The sequence below is a fragment of the Pontibacter chinhatensis genome (assembly GCF_900113285.1).
In the GTDB taxonomy this organism is placed as follows: Bacteria; Bacteroidota; Bacteroidia; order Cytophagales; family Hymenobacteraceae; genus Pontibacter; species Pontibacter chinhatensis.
Genome location: NZ_FOOT01000002.1, coordinates 374,852 through 393,629, shown reverse-complemented (window position 1 = coordinate 393,629; position 18,778 = coordinate 374,852). Strand labels below are relative to the sequence as shown.

The 18,778-nt window shown below is 55.3% G+C and carries 11 protein-coding genes; all 11 read left to right on the top strand.

All coding sequences use genetic code 11. The features are described 5' to 3' along the window. The first annotated feature begins 26 nt into the window (after positions 1-26). The 11 genes from BM040_RS06995 to BM040_RS06940 all read left to right on the top strand — a co-directional run bounded on the left by BM040_RS06995 (position 27) and on the right by BM040_RS06940 (position 18,767). Entirely contained in the window at positions 27-2,390 is a 2,364-nt protein-coding gene (locus BM040_RS06995) for a glycoside hydrolase family 95 protein (protein ID WP_245756126.1), read from the top strand. Between the two features lie 1,129 nt (positions 2,391-3,519). Then, positions 3,520-5,070 carry a GAF domain-containing protein gene (locus BM040_RS06985; protein WP_092099794.1) on the top strand — a complete coding sequence of 517 codons (1,551 nt, stop codon included), beginning with the start codon at positions 3,520-3,522 and terminating at the stop codon, positions 5,068-5,070. Between the two features lie 75 nt (positions 5,071-5,145). Further along, positions 5,146-9,246 (top strand): chemotaxis protein CheB, encoded by a 4,101-nt coding sequence (locus tag BM040_RS06980; protein ID WP_092099793.1) that lies wholly within the window; start codon positions 5,146-5,148, stop codon positions 9,244-9,246. A gap of 496 nt (positions 9,247-9,742) precedes the next feature. Continuing rightward, positions 9,743-11,422 carry a GMC oxidoreductase gene (locus tag BM040_RS06975; RefSeq protein WP_092099792.1) on the top strand — a complete coding sequence of 560 codons (1,680 nt, stop codon included), beginning with the start codon at positions 9,743-9,745 and terminating at the stop codon, positions 11,420-11,422. A 124-nt stretch (positions 11,423-11,546) separates the two neighbouring features. Further along, on the top strand, positions 11,547-13,013 hold the full coding sequence (locus BM040_RS06970; protein ID WP_092099791.1) for a Gfo/Idh/MocA family protein: 1,467 nt from the start codon (positions 11,547-11,549) through the stop codon (positions 13,011-13,013). Between the two features lie 52 nt (positions 13,014-13,065). Next, the gene (locus BM040_RS06965; protein ID WP_092099790.1) at positions 13,066-13,629 is read left to right on the top strand and encodes a gluconate 2-dehydrogenase subunit 3 family protein; all 564 of its coding nucleotides are present in this window, start codon (positions 13,066-13,068) and stop codon (positions 13,627-13,629) included. Positions 13,630-13,853: 224 nt separating this feature from the next. Further along, positions 13,854-15,017, top strand: a complete 1,164-nt coding sequence (locus BM040_RS06960) for a Gfo/Idh/MocA family protein (RefSeq protein WP_175491009.1) — start codon at positions 13,854-13,856, stop codon at positions 15,015-15,017. Between the two features lie 72 nt (positions 15,018-15,089). Beyond that, the gene (locus tag BM040_RS06955; RefSeq protein WP_092099788.1) at positions 15,090-16,145 is read left to right on the top strand and encodes a sugar phosphate isomerase/epimerase family protein; all 1,056 of its coding nucleotides are present in this window, start codon (positions 15,090-15,092) and stop codon (positions 16,143-16,145) included. Between the two features lie 33 nt (positions 16,146-16,178). Beyond that, a complete protein-coding gene (locus BM040_RS06950) occupies positions 16,179-16,685 on the top strand; it encodes a c-type cytochrome (RefSeq protein ID WP_092099787.1) in 507 nt (168 codons plus the stop codon). Between the two features lie 9 nt (positions 16,686-16,694). Then, entirely contained in the window at positions 16,695-17,450 is a 756-nt protein-coding gene (locus BM040_RS06945) for a 3-keto-disaccharide hydrolase (RefSeq protein WP_092099786.1), read from the top strand. Positions 17,451-17,480: 30 nt separating this feature from the next. Then, positions 17,481-18,767, top strand: coding sequence for a nucleoside permease (locus tag BM040_RS06940; RefSeq protein ID WP_092099785.1), 1,287 nt, complete (start codon positions 17,481-17,483; stop codon positions 18,765-18,767). Positions 18,768-18,778 lie beyond the last annotated feature (11 nt).

Below are 18,778 nucleotides of genomic sequence, written 5' to 3'. Positions count from 1 at the left end.
TATAGCTCATGCTACACCTGACATCCTTGAAAAGAACGCTTCTCCTGTTGCCCTGCTTTCTGTTGCTGTTGTTGCTACCGGCCCGGGCCCAGGACAAAACGCTGAAGCTGTGGTACGACAAACCTGCCACCGACTGGATGCGGGAGGCCCTGCCGATTGGCAACGGCTACATGGGCGTGATGTTTTTCGGGGGCGTGGGGGAGGAGCAACTGCAGTTCACCGAAGGCACGCTCTGGTCGGGTGGCCCCCACTCGAACGCCAAGTATAACTATGGCAACAAACCGGAAGCCTGGAAGTATCTGCCCGAGATCAGGCAGCTGATTGCAGAAGGCAAGCTGAAAGAAGCCAATCAGTTGGTGCAAAAACACCTGACGGGCACTGCGCCGGCCAGGCTGGAGGGCAGCACCGAGTGGGGGGATTACGGGGCGCAGCAAACCATGGGCGACCTGTATGTGAAGCCCGGCCACGGCGAGGCAACTCCGCAAAACTACCGCCGCGAGCTGGACCTGAACACGGCCACCGGCAGCGTGCGCTACCAAATCGGCAAGACAAAGTATAGCCGCCTGTACTTTGGCAACTACCCCAAGGGTGTGATGGTCTACCAGTTCACCTCCAGCCGTCCCGAGAAGTATACGATTACCTATAAAACGCCTCACCCCAAGGATGAGGAGCGCTTCGAGAACGGCATTTATACTTTGAGGGGCCACATTAACGATAACAAACAGGAGTTTGAAACCGCGTACCGCATCGTGACGGATGGCAAAGTATCCTATGAAAACGGCTCCGTGCAGGTAAGCGGTGCCAAATCGGTGCAGCTTATCCATACCGCCGCCACCGACTATAGCTGGGACTACCCCACTTACAAAGGAACGGATTACAAACGTATAGTTGCTAAGCGGCTGGAGGCTGTGAAAGCCCAAAGTATAGGTGCAATTTTGAAAGAGCACACGCAGGATTATACTTCGCTTTTCAATCGGGTCACGCTCACTTTGGAGAGGAGCAAGTATAACGAGGTGCCAACCAACATCCGCCAGCATAATTACTTTGAGGGAGCAGAGGACCGGGGGATGGAGATGCTCTACTTTCAGTATGGTCGTTACCTGATGATATCCGCCTCGCGGCCCGGCACCATGCCTATGAACCTGCAGGGCAAGTGGAACAACAGCACCAGCCCGCCCTGGGCGGCAGACTATCACACCAACATTAACCTGCAGATGCTCTACTGGCCGGCCGAGGTGACAAACCTGGCCGAGTGCCACGTGCCCTTGCTGGACTATACCGAAGCGCTGGTGGCGCCCGGCAGGCAAAGCGCCAAAGAGTTCTTTAACACGCGGGGCTGGGTCGTGAACACCATGAACAATGCCTACGGCTATACCGCGCCGGGCTGGGAAGTGCCCTGGGGCTTCTTCCCGGGCGGAGCGGCCTGGCTGGCGCAGCACCTGTGGGAGCACTACGAGTATACCCAGGATGCCGCGTACCTGAAGCGACAAGCCTACCCGGTGATGAAGGAGGCCGCCCTGTTCTGGATGGATTACCTCACCCCCGACAGCAGCGGCTACCTGGTTTCTTCTCCGTCTTACTCCCCGGAGCACGGCGGCATTTCGGGCGGCGCGTCCATGGACCACCAGATAGCCTGGGACGTGCTCAACAACTGCATCCAAGCGGCTAATGTTTTGGGGACCGACGCGGAGTTTGCCCAACAGGCGCAGCAGGTGCGCGACAAAATCCTGCCGCCGCAAATCGGCAGCTGGGGCCAGCTGCAGGAGTGGAAAGAGGATGTAGACGACCCAAACAACAAGCACCGCCACGTATCGCACCTGTTCGCCCTGCACCCGGGCAGGCAAATCTCCCCCCTGGAAACCCCGGAGATGGCCAAAGCGGCCCAGGTAAGCCTGGAGGCCAGGGGCGATGAGGGCACCGGCTGGTCGCTGGCCTGGAAGATAAATTTCTGGGCACGTCTGCGTGATGGGAACCGGGCGCACAAGCTTTACAAAATGGTGATTAAACCGGCCGGAGGAGGCATAAACGGAGAGTCCTTTACCAGCGGCTCGGGTTCCTACGCCAATCTCCTGGACGCCCACCCGCCCTTCCAGCTCGACGGCAACATGGGCGCTACCGCCGGTGTGGCCGAGATGCTGCTGCAGTCGCAGGCGGGTTCTATAGAACTGCTGCCGGCGCTGCCGCAAGTATGGCAGGCGGGGGAGGTGAAAGGCCTGCGGGCCAGGGGCGGCTATACGGTAGACATCGCCTGGAAGGAGGGCAAGCTGCACCGGGCAAGTATAAAAGCCGACAAGGACGGTGAGTGTATACTCAGCTATCGGGGCAAGCAGCTAACAGTGCCAGTTGTTGGGGGGAAAACTGTTCGCTTGCGGTTTCAGGATTTTAGGTAGAGGGTAAATAAGGCCGTCTCTCTTCCTGGAAAGGAATTGTTACTTCTCCCTCTCCCAAAAACAGGGGAGGGAGCTTACAGCGGTAGCGGACTCAACCACCCCTGGCCCCCCCCTTAGCTAAGGCGGGGAGTCTGTAATTATTTTAGCCGAAGCATAAGTTTTGTAGTCGCTGTCCCTGCGAAATATAAACCCACCCCAACCCCTCCAAGGAGGGGAATTATACTTACTACTCACTCTGTCATTTCGAGCAGCGCGAGAGATCTAGCTGGAATTCTGGTTAGATCTCTCCCGATGGTCGAGATGACAGTAATTGCAGCGGCTATCGATTGCTTCCCAGCCTTTGGGTTGAGCGCCTTGTGGATGTTGCGGTGCCGCGGATGCGGCAGCCCGCAGCGGAGCGAGGAGCAGCTTCAGGCACACAGCGCGATGCCCGAAGGCGAGGCCTCCCGGCCTGGGAGGGAGCCAAGTATGAAATGCAACGAGACGCCTGTGGGAACTAGAGGAGGAAAGGGAGTTTGGAAGTATGACTTGTGTCAAGTAGAGGGTAGCAGCGGCTATGAAAGTATAAATCCACAAGTATAAGTATAATCTACGCTGACTTGGAAGTCCGCAGCAGCATTGGTTCTAGACAATGAGGTCCGAAACAGCGGAAGCAGTGGCTATAGGAGTATAAACCGATAAAGTATATCAGTATAGCTCAAGTATAAAGTATAACTTTTCAAGTCAGTCAGGTACATACACGACGGCACCCCAACATTATATAGTATAGAGATCATCAAACTTACCCAGCGCCGCACAACTGAAAAGAATTTAAATTTTCATCATCTCTGCCTTTCTTGCAATTTATGTAGAAAGGCCCCTCGCGAATAGCAGATTATATGCTATGTTTCTCATCAGAAGATGTTACTTTTATGAAATCTGGGATAAGCCTTTCAGCTACTAGACTTACAGATTTCTACGTTTGCCTGTAACTTTAGAAGCTTCTGTTGGTTAATCCTGCACAGCAGGGCAATGTATACTTTGGCCTACTGTGGTTTATGATTCTGGAGTGGTGCAGCAGAAGCCTGCGCCCTTTATTGCTTACTTATGTTGCACCCGGCCTTGTAGCGCCAACAGCGTTAAACACTAAATGGAGAAACCCACAGCCCCAGTTAATATTAATGTTGAGAAAAATTACGACTCGGAGTTTTGCGGAAGTATTCCGCTGCATCTGGTAAACCTGGTACAGCCGCATGGCGTGCTGCTGGTGCTGGATAAGCAAGACCTGCGCATTCTGCAGGTCAGCGAGAATGTGGAACGTTTCCTGCTTGCCAAACCCGATGAGCTGCTGGGCCTGCCGTTCTCCGAGTTGCTGGCTGAAGGGCAGTATGAGGAGATTCTGAACAAGATCCACACGCAGGACAGCCAGGACAAAATACCGCTCACGCTCAGCTTTAAGGTGCAGGATAAGGAGGCTGCCTTTTCGGTGCTGCTCCTGCCGCAGCAGGACTACGTGCTGGCAGAGCTGGAGGAGAGCGTGGCAACCCCCAAGGAGTCTTTTGTGCGCCTGTACCAGCACATCAAGTATATTACTTCGCTACTGAAACAGGCCGGCACCTGCCCTGAAATAGCACAGCGCGCGGCCGAGGAACTCAAACAATTCTCCGGCTTCGACAGGGTGCTGGTGTACCAGTTCGACCCGAAGTGGAACGGCATCGTGATAGCGCAGGCAAAGGAGGAGGACATGACCGACTACATGGGCCTGCGTTTCCCGGCCTCCGATGTGCCCAAGCAGGCACGCGATTTATACTTCCGAAATCCTTACCGGCTTATTCCCACCCGCGATTATAAACCCATGCGGCTTGTCCCTGTGCTGAACCCCCTGACCCAGCGCTTTACCGACCTCTCGGAGAGCAGCCTGCGCAGCGTGGCCAATGTGCACCTGGAATACCTGGCCAATATGGGCATCATGGCTTCCATGTCGCTGCCGCTCATTATCGATGGGCAACTGTGGGGGCTGGTATCGTGCCACCATAAAACGGCGATGTATCCGGGTTTTGAGATGCGGTCGGCCATGGAGTTGCTGGCAGGCATACTTTCGGCCCAGCTGGAGGCCAAGCAGCGGGAAGAAGTGATGGCGCTGCGGGTGCAGCTGCGGAGCATACATATAAAGCTGGTGGAGCAGCTGTACGGCGCTACCCATTTTGCCGATGGCCTGCTGAAAGGGGGAGATAGTCTGCAAGAATTGCTGTCGTTGGGCGGCGCAGCGGTGGTGTATGAGGGCAACATCTGGCTTAGCGGCGACACACCTGGCAGGGACGAGGTAAGGGAGCTGGCATCGTGGCTGAGGCGCAACAAAAGCGGTCTGTTTGCCACCAGTATGCTCATCCACGACTACCCGCACAGCAAGCGTTATAAAGAGGTGGCCAGTGGCCTGATCGCGCTGCCCATTAATGCCGAACAGGGCGATTTTATACTTGGTTTCAGGCCAGAGGTGGCGCAAACCATTGCCTGGGGAGGCGATCCCAACAATGCCATACAGATGGAGCCGGATGGGAAGACTTATCACCCGCGCAACTCCTTCGCCATTTACCGCGAAACCGTTAAAAACACCTCCCAGTCCTGGAGTAAGGAAGAATTGGAGGCCGCCGAAAAACTGCGAAATGCCGTGTTGGAGAAGATAGTAAAGGAGCGGTACTGAACGCTTTAACTGCCTCATCTGCCATAACATTAGTTGCAGATATCAAGTAAACAGCAAGTATTACCAGTAGCTTACATGACAGCACCCAAATCAGCACCCCAGATTAAAGACAGTAAAATTGCGCCCACTGACCATTACCTGGTAGGCATAGGCGCGTCGGCCGGCGGCCTGGAGGCAATCCACAAACTGTTCGACCATTTTCCGAGTAATTCCAGCTTTTCCTTTGTTATCATACAGCACCTCTCGCCAGACCATAAAAGCCTGATGGCCGAGCTGCTGAGCAAGCACACGCAGATGCAGGTGCAGGAGGCCGAGGACGACACGTTCACCAAGCCCAACTGTGTGTACGTGCTGCCTAGCGGCAAGCAGCTGACGATGGAAAACGGCCGTTTGCGCCTCTCTGACAAGGTTCGCAGCCGGGAGCCCAATTTTGCCATAGACCTGTTTTTTGAGTCGATGGCAAAGAGCCGGGGCAAGTATGCCATCGGCATTGTGCTTTCCGGCACCGGTACCGATGGCACCAAAGGCGCCCGCGCCATACGCAAGGCCGGGGGCATGGTGGTGGTGCAGAGCCCTGAGAGTGCCAAATTCGACGGCATGCCCCGCAGCGCGATAGATGCCGGCGCGGCCGATTATGTGCTGACCCCGGATCAGATGCCCGAGGAGATAATGGAGCATACCCGCAAAGTGCCCTTGGTGAAGAGCCTGATAGAGCAAAACGAGGACGGGCAGGACTCGGAGGTGCTGAAAGAGATCCTGGACCTGATTTGCAACCATACCCAAACCGACTTTACCAACTATAAGGAAGCCACCTTGATGCGGCGCATCCGCAAGCGTATGGATTACCTGCGCCAGAAAACAATGGCTGACTACCTGAACTTCCTGCACGAGCACCCGAGCGAGATCAAAAAGCTGTGCCAGGAGTTCTTCATCAACGTGACAAACTTCTTCCGCGACCCGGAGGCCTTTGAATGCCTGGAGAAGGAAATCATCCCCCAGATTATAGAGGCAAAGGCAGAGACAGAGGCCGTGAAAGTATGGGTGGCGGCCTGCAGCACCGGCGAGGAAGTATACTCGCTGGCTATACTTTTCAGGGAGGCCTTTGATAAGCTGGGGCGTGAGCCAAACGTAAAACTGTTCGCCACCGACATAGATCAGCATGCTATCATGTTGGCGTCCAAGGGCAGTTACCCGCTTTCCATTTCAAAGCATGTTTCGCCGGAGCGGCTGGAACACTTCTTCCACCTGCGGGGCAACCGCTACATCATTAACGAAGAGGTACGCAAGCTGGTGGTATTTGCCCAGCACGACCTCCAGAAGGACCCGCCCTACAGCCGCATCGATCTAGTGACATGCCGCAACATGCTTATTTACCTCAACCCGGACCTGCAGAACAAAGTCCTTTCCTTGTTTCCGTATGCGCTGAACCTGGGCGGGTACCTGTTCCTGGGCTCGAGTGAAAATATCGGCTCCATGAAGTCCTTTTTCACGGAGGAGAACCGGAAATGGAAGATCTACCGCAAAATAAAGGAAGGTTCGGGGTCAAGGCAGAGCTATGGTCTGACCGACTACGCCAGCAACGGCAGTACAAACGGGCAGTCTGTCCCCAACAAGCCTTCCCCCGAGTCGCGCTACAACAACTCTTTCATGGATGCCGTGTCGCAGGATTTTAAGGTGACAGCGCTTTATGTGGACGAGCACTACCAGCTCCTGCACGGCATCGGCGACATTAACCGTTTCCTCAAGTTTCCTGACAGGCGCCTGCACTTCAACCTTATCAAGATGGTGCCCGAGGAGCTGGCCGTCACCCTGAGCGTGGGTATCCGGAAAGCCCTGAAGCAGGACCGCAAGGTGGTGGCCCGGCAAGTGGCCTTAAAGCTGGGCAAAAAGGAGCAGTTGGTGCATGTGTCCATCCGGCCTGTTTCCCTGGATAAGGGGCAGCCCAAAGTTATACTGGTGCTGTTGCAGGAGCTGGGCGAGGTAACACCACTGCCTAAGGTATCGGACCTTTCGTTTGTATCAGACGATGACTATTACCAGCAGCTGACGGCCCTGGAAACCGAGCTGAAGGAAGCGCGCGAAGGACTGCACCTGACCGTGCAGGACCTGAGCACAGCCAACGAAGAGCTGCAGAGCACCAACGAGGAGCTGATGTCATCCAACGAGGAGCTGCAGAGCTCAAACGAGGAGATGCAGTCGCTCAACGAGGAACTGCACACGGTAAACTCAGAGCATCAGCTAAAAATAAGGGAGTTGCAGGAGCTGAACGAGGACTTGGACAACTACATCCGGAGCTCGAACATTGGGCAACTGTTTGTAGACCATCACCTGATTATCCGCAAGTTTACGCCTTTTATAGAAGGGCTCATCAACATAATTGACAGTGATTTGGGCAGGCCCATCCATCACCTGTCGCACAACCTGAAGTACTCTCGCCTGATAGAGGACATCAAAGAGGTGAACAATACCTCGGTGGAGAAGGAGCAGGAGGTGGAGACCATGGACGGTAAGTATTACCTGATGCGCATTATCCCCTACCTGAAGCACGATGGCAACAAGGATGGCGTGGTGGTGAGCTTCGTGGACGTGACCACCCTTAAAACGCTGAGCAATGTGGTGCAGGGGGTGCTCAACAGTTCGTTTAACAGCATTATGGCCTTTAAGGCAGTGCGCGACGAGAACCAGCAAATTACAGACTTTGCCTGGACACTGCTCAACAGGAAAACAGAAAGCATTATTGGGCAATCGCAGGGGGACCTGCTGGGCACAAGTGTGCTCTCGGTAATGCCTTTCCTGCGCAAGAGCGGCCTGTTCCGTAAGTTTGTGGAGGTGGTGGAGACCGACAAAGCCGTGCACGTGGAGCAGCAGCTGGAGATAAATAACCAGAAAACCTGGTATGAGATTGCCGCTGTAAAGATGGGCGATGGCGTTACGGTGACCATGGCCGACATCACGGAGAAAAAGAACAGCGAGGACAAGGTGCTGATGGCCTACGAGGAGCTGAAGGTGGCGGAGGAAAACCTGATCAAGCTGAACAACGAGCTGGAGAAGCGCGTGGCAGCGCGCACACAGGAACTCTCGTCCAGCGAAGAGCGCTTCCGAATGGTGTCGATGGCTACTACCGACGTGATTTGGGATTGGGATGTGGTGAATAATGAGATATGGTGGAGCGATAGCCTGAAGGCGATGCTGGGCTACGAGAAAGAGGAGATGGGCAAAGGGGTGGAGTCCTGGTATAAACTGGTGCACCCCAACGACAAGGCGGAGCTGGAGAAAAGCATTACGCTTGCCATCAACGCCGGAAATGACCAATGGACGGGCACCTACAGGGTGCTGAAAAAGGACGGCTCCTACGCCTACATCTCCAACCGCGCCCAGATTATGCACAACGAGTACCAGATGCCGTACCGCATGCTGGGCTCCTTTATAGATCTGACAGACCTGAAACTGACGCAGGAGAAACTGCAGGCCACCAACGAGCACCTGCTGCGCGTTATCGAGGATCTGGATACCTTCGTCTATACTGCCTCGCACGACCTTAAAACGCCTATCAGCAATATAGAAGGACTCTTGCTGCTGCTTGAGCATCAGGTAGCCGCCGCAGGCCCCATTCCGGGGGAGCCTATACAACCGGTGTTCGATATGATGAAGGGGGCGATAAGCCGTTTTAACAACGTGATAAAAGACCTGACAGACATTGCCAAGGTGCAGCGCGGCATCGACGGGGAGCCGGAACAGGTGGATGTGCAGGAGGTGTTTGAGGAGGTGACGGCGAGCATGCAGGAAACAATTACCGGAGAGAATGCCCGGCTTGAGGCTGACTTCAGCGGTGCCCCGCAAATCAGGTTCTCCAGGAAAAACCTGTACAGTGTGCTCTACAACCTCATCAGCAACGGCATTAAGTATAAAGCTGCCGGGCGTAACCCCGAGGTAACGCTTAAAACCGAGCGGATTGAAGGTTACGTGCTGCTTACCGTATCTGACAACGGTTTGGGCATCAGCAGGGATAACCAGACCAAGCTGTTCACACTGTTCAAGCGCTTCCATGCGCATGTGGACGGAACAGGTATGGGGCTCTACATTGTAAAGCGCCTGGTAGATAATGCCAACGGTTACATCACCGTACGAAGTGAGGAAGGGGTAGGGTCCACCTTTGAAGTATACTTTAAGGGCTAGGACTCCATAGCTATCTGCATCAGCTGCCAACGCTTTGGTGCGGGATCGGGTAGATCATTCCTGTATGGCCGGTTCCTGCTCTGTAAAGTATAAAAAGCTTAATCCCTAGGCATACCGTGCAGGACTCTGAACACCGGGCATTGGCTGATAGATCTCACGTTTCGGTCCCGCCCAAGTCAGAAATAAACGCACGACAGAGGCCACCCCGGTACTTTCCGGGGTGGCCTTTCTTGTTTCTGGCTGCCACTTATAGCCTGCTTAATAGTGGTTAAACATAGATTTGAATATGGTTTTTTCTGAATTTTCTGAAAATGAGCAAGAAGAATTAAGCACTCACTTGATTTTTTGTTTCCTTTCCAATATCTTGATTCCTTAAAGCCTGAATTAGCAGCAGGTGAACAGGGCGCAGCTTTTCTATTAGGAGTTCCTCTCTGCAGCTACGGGTACACCAGGAGAAACTTAACTAAACAATCTAAACAAGGATTCACCCTTACTTATGGCGGAGAATGTATATGACGCAATCGTAGTAGGCTCAGGTATTTCGGGCGGCTGGGCTGCCAAGGAGCTTACTGAGAAAGGCTTAAAAACTATCATGCTGGAGCGTGGGCGTAACATTGAGCACATCAAGGATTACAAGAACGCAACCAAGCACCCGTGGGAATTCCCGCACCGCGGACGCAGAACGCAGCAGATGATCGAGGACTACCCCGTACTCCGCCGCGACTACCCGCTGAACGAAACCAACCTGGATTACTGGGTTAACGAGAAGGAAAGCCCTTACACTGAGGTAAAACGCTTCGACTGGTACCGTGGCTACCATGTAGGGGGCCGCTCTTTGATGTGGGGCCGCCAGAGCTACCGCCTCGGCGACATCGACTTCGAGGCCAACGCCAAAGACGGCATCGCTGTGGACTGGCCTATTCGCTACAAGGACCTGGCGCCGTGGTATAGCTACGTTGAGCGCTTTGCCGGCATCAGCGGCGCGAAAGACGGCATCCCGCACCTCCCGGACGGCGATTTTATGCCTCCGATGGAGATGAACTGCGTGGAGAAGGACGTAGCCGCTCGCCTGAAGGCACACTACAAAGGCAACCGCCACATGATTATCGGCCGCGTGGCCAACCTCACACAGCCGCACCACAGCCGCACCAACTGCCAGTACCGCAACAAATGCTGGCTGGGCTGCCCGTTCGGGGGCTACTTCAGCACGCAGTCGGCTACCTTGCCGGCCGCCATGGCCACCGGTAACCTCACACTGCGCCCATACTCTATTGTTACCAAAGTAATCTACGACAAGGATACCAAGCGCGCCAAAGGCGTGGAGGTACTTGACGCCGAGACAAACCAGACGTATGAGTACTTCGCCAAAGTTATCTTCCTGAACGCCTCTACCCTGAACACGACCTGGATTCTGATGAACTCCGCCACCGATGTGTGGGATGGCGGTTTGGGTAGCAGCAGCGGTGTGCTGGGCCACAACCTGATGGACCACCACTTCCGTCTGGGCGCTTCCGGCGTGGCAGAGGGCTACGAAGACAAGTATATTTATGGCCGTCGTCCGAACGGTATTTATATCCCGCGCTTCCGTAACCTGAACGGCGAGAAACGCGATTATATCCGTGGCTTCGGTTACCAGGGCGGCGCCGGTCGCGAGGGCTGGGGCCGTGAGATTGCCGAGCTCACTATTGGCGGCGAGTTTAAAGACGCCCTCACCGAGCCAGGTAACTGGACGATGGGTATCACCGCCTTCGGTGAAATCCTGCCTTACCACGAGAACAAGGTAACACTGGACAAGACGAAGAAGGACAAGTGGGGGCTGCCAGTGCTTTCCATCGACTCTGAGCTGAAGGAGAACGAGATGAAGATGCGCAAAGACATGATGGAGGACGCCAAGGAAATGCTGGAGGCTGCCGGGTTGAAGAACGTGAACGCATACGACGCCGGTTACGCCATGGGCCAGGGCATCCACGAAATGGGTACCGCCCGCATGGGCCGCGATCCGAAAAGCTCTGTGCTAAACGGAAACAACCAGGTATGGGATGCGCCAAACGTATATGTTACGGATGGAGCTGCCATGACCTCAGGCGGTTGCCAGAACCCATCGCTTACCTACATGGCCCTTACGGCCAGAGCGGTAGACCACGCGATGGGCGAGCTGAAGCGCATGAACCTTTAAGAACCAAGTATAAACTGAAGTATAACCCGCATTATCCGCCAGGTGAAACGCCGCGGCAGGGGCGGGTTATACTTCAGCCTTACCTTTTGCCATACTTTCCTTCATTCCAAACCCTTTAAAAGCTATGTCTGAGAAAGATAAGAATACATCTCTGAACAACTCCCGCAGGAATTTCATGAAGGTCGGTGCGCTGGCCGCAGCAGGTTTCTTTATTGTGCCCCGCCATGTGTTGGGCAAAGGCTATGTAGCCCCAAGCGACAGGCTGATCGTGGCAGGTATAGGCGTAGGAGGAATGGGCGGCAACGACATCAACGGCGTGTTTAACAGCGGCAAGGCCGATATCGGCTTTCTCTGCGATGTGGACGACCGCCGGGCGCAGAAATCAAGGGAGAAGTTTGCCAAGGCCAAGTATTACAAGGACTGGCGCGAGCTGTTTGAGAAGGAAGGGAAGAACTTTGATGCCGTCACCGTTTCCACCCCCGATCATAACCACGCCGTAGTGGCTATGGCTGCCATGCAGATGGGCAAGCACGTGTACGTGCAAAAGCCGTTGTCACACGATATCTATGAGGCCCGCGTCCTGACAGATGCCGCCAAAAAGTATAAGGTAGTCACGCAGATGGGCAACCAGGGCTCCTCCGGCGACGGGGTGCGCCAGCTGCGCGAGTGGTACGACTCCAAGGCCATTGGCGACGTGCACACCGTGTACTGCTGGACCAACCGCCCGGTATGGCCGCAAGGCATACCGTGGCCTGGTACCAAGGCTGAAGTGCCGCAAGGCCTGGATTGGGACCTGTGGCTGGGTACGGCCCCTTACACCGACTACGTGGAGAAGCTGGTACCCTTTAACTGGCGCGGCTGGTGGGAGTACGGAACCGGTGCCCTCGGCGACATGGGCTGCCATATCGTAGAGCCTGCGTTCGCGGTGCTTGACCTCACCTATGCCAAAGACGTGCAGGCCAGCGTAGGCAGCGTGTATGTAGACGAGTTCCAGCGCGGCTACTTCCCGGAAAGCTGCCCGCCCTCAAGCCACGTGACCCTCACGTTCCCTAAAACGAAAAAGACCAAAGGCGATGTAACGGTTTACTGGATGGACGGTGGTATTCAGCCGTCGCGTCCGGAGGAACTGGGCCCGGGTGAAGTATTCGGGGATGGCGGTAACGGCGTGCTCTTTATCGGCACCAAAGGCAAAATGATGGCAGGTACCTACGGCGAGAACCCGCAGTTGCTGCCAACAAGCCGTACGGCCGAGTTCAAGGTAAAAGACAAGCATAAGATTGCCCGCGTACCGGGCAGCGCCGGCGGCCACTACAACCAGTGGGTGGAAGCCTGCATCGCCGGCTACGGCAACAAGGAGGTGAGCTCGCCGTTTGAGATTGCCGGTCCGCTGACCGAGGCGCTGCTCATGGCCAACCTGGCCATCCGTGGCATCGACATCCGCACGCCAAGGGCAGACGGCAAGGGCTACAACTACCCGGGCCGCGACCTGAAGCTGCTGTGGGACAACGACAATATGCGCGTGACCAATTTTGATGAAGTGAACAAATACGTGAAGCGGGAGTACCGCACCGGCTGGACGCTGAGTGTCTAATCCTGCTGCTTTAAAAGTATAAAAAGAACCATATCGCTGTAACGACAACACAATGAATAGAAGAGAAGCATTAGGAGCCGTAGGCTGGATACTGGGTGGTGCCCTGATTAGCGCCGACCTGTTGGTGTCCTGTACCGCTAAACCGGTGAAGTATAACGACCTGTTCGACCAGGACCAGGTGGCTTTCCTGAACGAAGTAGGCGAAACCATACTGCCTGAAACCAGCACACCCGGCGCCAAAGCCGCTGATGTGGGAGGCCTGATGGCCGTGATGGTGCAGGACTGCTATACCAAAGAAGACCAGCAGATCTTCCTGGACGGCATCAAGAAGCTTGACGAGGCGGCCGAAGACAAGTTTGGCGACAAGTTCATGAAACTGACGCCTGAGCAGCGCACCGAGCTGCTGACCGCCATCGATGCCGAGGCCAGGAAATACCAGTCTGAGAAGAAGCCGGAGGACCCGAACCACTACTTCCGCATGATGCGGGAGCTGACGCTGTTCGGTTTCTTCACCTCAGAAGTAGGCGCCACCAAAGCCCTGCGCTACGTGGAGACACCGGGCCGTTACGACGGCTGCGTTCCCTACAAAAAAGGCGACCGTGTTTGGGCTACGTAAGCCTGCACGTTAATTTCTTCTCTGGACGGATTGGGTTACTCTTATAGGGTAAATCCACCAGATGTAAAGTATAAACCGCTGCGCCTGAGCAAGTATAGAAAGTATAAGCGCGCGTGCAGCGGGTAAAGTATGACAAAGTATAAATGCAGCCGTACAAGGCTGTATTTATACTTTGTTTATGTGTTTAAAACTACTCCTGACACGGAGTCGAATTGAGTAAAACTATGTCTAAGAAACTACGCTTAGGAATGATAGGCGGTGGGCAGGGAGCCTTTATAGGCGCCGTGCATCGCATCGCCCTGCAAATGGACGGAGAGTACGAGCTGGTATGCGGCGCCTTCAGCAGCAACCCCGAAAAATCGAAGGCCAGTGGCCAGGAGCTGGGGCTGCAGCCGGAGCGGGTGTATACTTCCTACCACGAGCTTTTTGAGCGGGAGCTGCAACTGCCCGAAGACCAGCGCGTGCAGGTTATCAGCATCGTTACCCCAAACCACGTGCACTTCGAGCCGGCCAAACTGGCGCTTCAGAACGGCTTCCACGTGGTGCTGGACAAACCCATGACCTTTAGCCTGCAGGAAGCGCTGGAGCTGCGCGAGATAGCGAAAGCATCCGGCAAGCGCTTCTGCCTCACCCATACTTATACCGGCTACCCGATGGTAAAAGAGGCGCGCCAGGTGGTGGCTTCAGGCAGATTAGGCAAGATTCGCAAAGTATACGTAGAGTACCCGCAGGGCTGGCTGAGCCGCTTTGAGGAGGGCGAAGGAAACAAACAGGCCTCCTGGCGCACCGACCCCAGCCAAAGCGGCGTGGCCGGTGCCATGGGCGACATCGGCACTCACGCCTTTAACCTGGCCGAGTATGTGAGCGGCCTTTCCGTAACGAAAATCTGTGCCGATATTAATATTGTGGTAGAAGGCCGTCAGCTCGATGACGACGGGGCCGTGCTGCTGAAGTTCGATAACGGTGCCAGCGGGGTACTGATTGCCTCGCAGGTAGCGGCCGGGGAGGAAAACAACGTGAAAGTGCGCGTGTTTGGCGAGCATGGCGGCGTGGAGTGGCAGCAAAGCGATCAAAACACCATGATGCTGAGGTGGCTCGACATGCCAGCTGAAGTATGGCGCACGGGCGGTGGCTATGTAAGTTCTTATGCCCAGCACAACACCCGCACACCGGCCGGTCACCCGGAAGGATACCTGGAGGCTTTTGCCAACCTGTACCGCAACTTCGCCCTCTGCGTTAAGGCCGATCTGGCAGGTGAGCAACCAAAACCTGAATGGCTCGATTTTCCGGGCATAGAGGAGGGCGTGCGCGGCATGGCCTTTATCGAGGGCGTGATTGCCTCCGGTAAATCAGATCAGAAATGGATGGACTTTAGCACGGAAGTATAAGGCGTCGCTGCAAAGTATAATTTATACTTTAGATAGACCGCGCTTCCATACTTTAACATGAAATTATAAACTATGAACACGATAAAAGGACCGGCAGTTTTCATTGCGCAGTTTGTGCAGGACACGGCACCATTCAATAACCTGAAGGACATCTCCCAGTGGGCGGCCAACCTGGGGTACAAGGGCATCCAGATTCCCACCAACGACCCCCGTTTTATAGATTTGCAGAAAGCCGCCGAGAGCAAGACTTACGCCGACGAGATCAACGGCATTGTGCAGGAGGCGGGCATTCAGATCACGGAGCTGTCCACGCACCTGCAGGGGCAGCTGGTGGCGGTGCACCCGGCCTACGACACCCTCTTCGACGGCTTCGCGCCGGAGGCTTACCGCAACAACCCGAAGGCGCGTCAGGAGTGGGCTGTGCAGCAGCTCAAGTATGCCGCCAAAGCCTCCCAGAACCTGGGCCTTAACGCCTGCGCTACATTCAGCGGTGCGCTCCTGTGGCCTTACGTGTACCCTTGGCCGCAGCGTGCCGCGGGCTTAGTGGAGACTGGCTTCGAGGAGCTGGGCAAACGTTGGACACCGATTCTGGATGTGTTCCAGGAATGCGGTGTGGACCTCTGCTACGAAACCCATGCCGGTGAGGACATCCACGACGGCATCACCTACGAGATGTTCCTGGAGGCGGTGAACAACCACCAGAGCGCCTGCCTGCTCTACGACCCGTCGCACTTTATCCTGCAGGCCCTGGATTACCTGGAGTTCATCGACATTTACCACGAGCGTATCCGGATGTTCCATGTGAAAGACGCCGAGTTTAACCCATCCGGAAGGCAGGGCGTGTATGGCGGCTACCAGAACTGGGTGAACCGTGCCGGCCGCTTCCGCTCGCTGGGCGATGGACAAGTGGACTTCAATGGCGTGTTCAGCAGACTCACGCAGTATGATTACAAAGGCTGGGCTGTGCTGGAGTGGGAGTGCGCCCTGAAGCATCCGGAGGACGGTGCCCGCGAGGGAGCGACCTTCATCAAAGACCACATCATCCGGGTAACCGAGCGTGCCTTCGACGACTTTGCCGCTTCCGGCATCGACCAGGGCATGAACAAAACGATACTTGGCTTATCCTAAAACTGACTATACACTAAACGATACTTCTAAACGATGAGAAAGAACCTGCTTATACTTGGCGTTGGCTGCCTGGCCTTTGCCTACGCCTGCGGCGATGCCTCCAACACCAACAACGAAGAGGGCGGTAGTACCACCAGTTACAGTGTAGAGGGGAGCGAGATGGACTCTGCCTCCGGGGCCGCTGTAAGCGCCTCTGCCAGACAATCCGAGGTAGACACCAACCGCATGGACATTGGCACCGACCGCGCAGCGGGGGGTGGCGGAGCAGCCACGGCAGGAAACTTTGAAAAAGGCTCCAAGCTGATTGCCGGTTCCGACTGCCTTGCCTGCCACCAGGTAGAGAAAAAGATAGTGGGCCCGTCTTATACAGAGGTGGCGCAAAAGTATGAGTTCAACGACAAGAACGTGGACTACCTGGCAGGCAAGATCATCGAGGGCGGCTCCGGCGTATGGGGCCAGGTGCCGATGACACCGCACCCGAATATCCCGAAAGCCGATGCCCAGGACATGGCACGTTACATCTTATCGCTCAGAAAATAACAGAAACTCATGCTGAAGAAATACATAGCCGGATTAGCCCTGCTTGCACTGGCGGGCTGCCAGTCTACCGACCAGGAAACCAACACCACGACCATGGCCGATAACGAGCAAAACCCGACCACAGCCGAGGCGGAAGGGGAGTGGATCTCCCTCTTCGACGGCGAGACCACCAAGGGCTGGCACACCTATGGCAAGAATGCCGTGGGCAAAGCCTGGATAGTGGACGACGGTGCCCTGCACCTGGACGCCTCTAATAAAAAAGACTGGCAGACCAGCGACGGTGGCGACATCGTGACGGAGGATGAGTTTGGCAATTTCCACCTGCAACTGGAGTGGAAAGTGGCCGAGAATGGCAATAGCGGTATCATCTTCTACGTAAACGAGGATACATCCCAGTATAAGTATAGCTGGAACACCGGCCTGGAAATGCAGGTGCTCGACAACAACGGCCACCCGGATGCCAAGATAAAGACCCACCGCGCCGGCGACCTGTACGACCTGATTGCCAGCAGCCCTGAAACCGTGAAACCGGCCGGGGAGTGGAACCAGGTGGAGATTATCAGCAACAACGGCAACCTGGTGTTTCACCAGAACGGGGAGAAGGTGCTGGAAACCACCCTGTGGGACGACAACTGGCGCCAGATGGTGGCCAAAAGCAAGTTTGCCGACATGCCAAACTGGGGTACCTTCAAGTCGGGTAAAATAGCCCTGCAGGATCACGGAGACAACGTGTGGTACCGCAACATCCGCATCAAAAGACTCTAATCATACACCATCCACCCTTAAACTGCAACCATGAACTCACTGACCCGCATTAAACTATCTTTCATGATGTTCCTGGAGTTCTTTATCTGGGGCGCATGGTTTGTAACGCTAGGCACCTTCCTGTTCAACAACCTGAACGCCACAGAGCTCGAAACGGCCAGCGTTTTCTCCACACAGTCTTTCGGGGCCATCATCGCTCCGTTCATCATCGGTCTTATCGCTGATAAGTACTTCAATGCGGAGCGGATTCTGGGGGTGCTTCACCTGATAGGCGCTGTGCTGATGTACCAGATGTACAGTGCTACAAACGTGGGCGATTTTTACCCGTACGTGCTGGCCTACATGATCGCCTACATGCCAACGCTGGCCCTCGTTAACTCGGTGTCGTTCCGCCAGATGAGGAACCCGGAGAAGGAGTTCTCTGTGATCCGCGTGTGGGGCACCATCGGCTGGATTGTGGCGGGTCTGTCGATTAGCTACATTTTCCACTGGGACTCGGCCGCCGGCATTGGCGAAGGACTGCTGCGCAACACGTTCATGATGGCGGGTATTGCCTCGCTTGTGCTGGGCGTGTATAGCTTTATGCTGCCTAAAACGCCGCCGGTAAAGAGCCAGGACAAGAGCAGCTCAATCTCTGAGATCCTGGGCCTGGATGCCATCAAGCTGCTGCAGAACAAGAACTTCCTGATCTTCTTCATTGCCTCCATCCTTATCTGTATTCCGCTGGCCTTCTATTACCAGAACGCCAACCCTTTCCTGTCGGATATCGGCCTGGAGAACCCAACGGGTAAGATGACGATCGGCCAGATCTCCGAAGCACTGTTCTTACTGCTGCTGCCTGTGTTCTTCACCAGATTCGGCTTTAAGAAAACCATTCTGATAGGCATGCTGGCCTGGACGCTGCGCTATGTACTGTTTGCCTACGGCAACGCCGGCGAGCTGTCCTTCATGCTGATCATCGGCATCGCCTTGCACGGCATCTGCTACGACTTCTTCTTTGTGTCGGGCCAGATTTATACCGATGCCAGGGCAGGGGAGAAGTATAAGAGCTCGGCCCAGGGCCTGGTGACGCTGGCTACCTATGGGGTGGGCATGCTGATCGGTTTCTGGGTGGCTGGTTATATCAGCGAGTACTACAGGGCGGCAGACGTGGAGAACTTCTGGCAGAGTGTGTGGCTGGTGCCGGCTGGCATCGCGGCCGTGGTAGCGTTGCTGTTCATCATCTTCTTCCGTGATGAAAAAGAGACCACTGCCAACGCAACCGATAAACCCTATGGCGCCGAAACCGAAAGGCAGGAGCTGACAAGTTTACCATAATTCACCCGTTC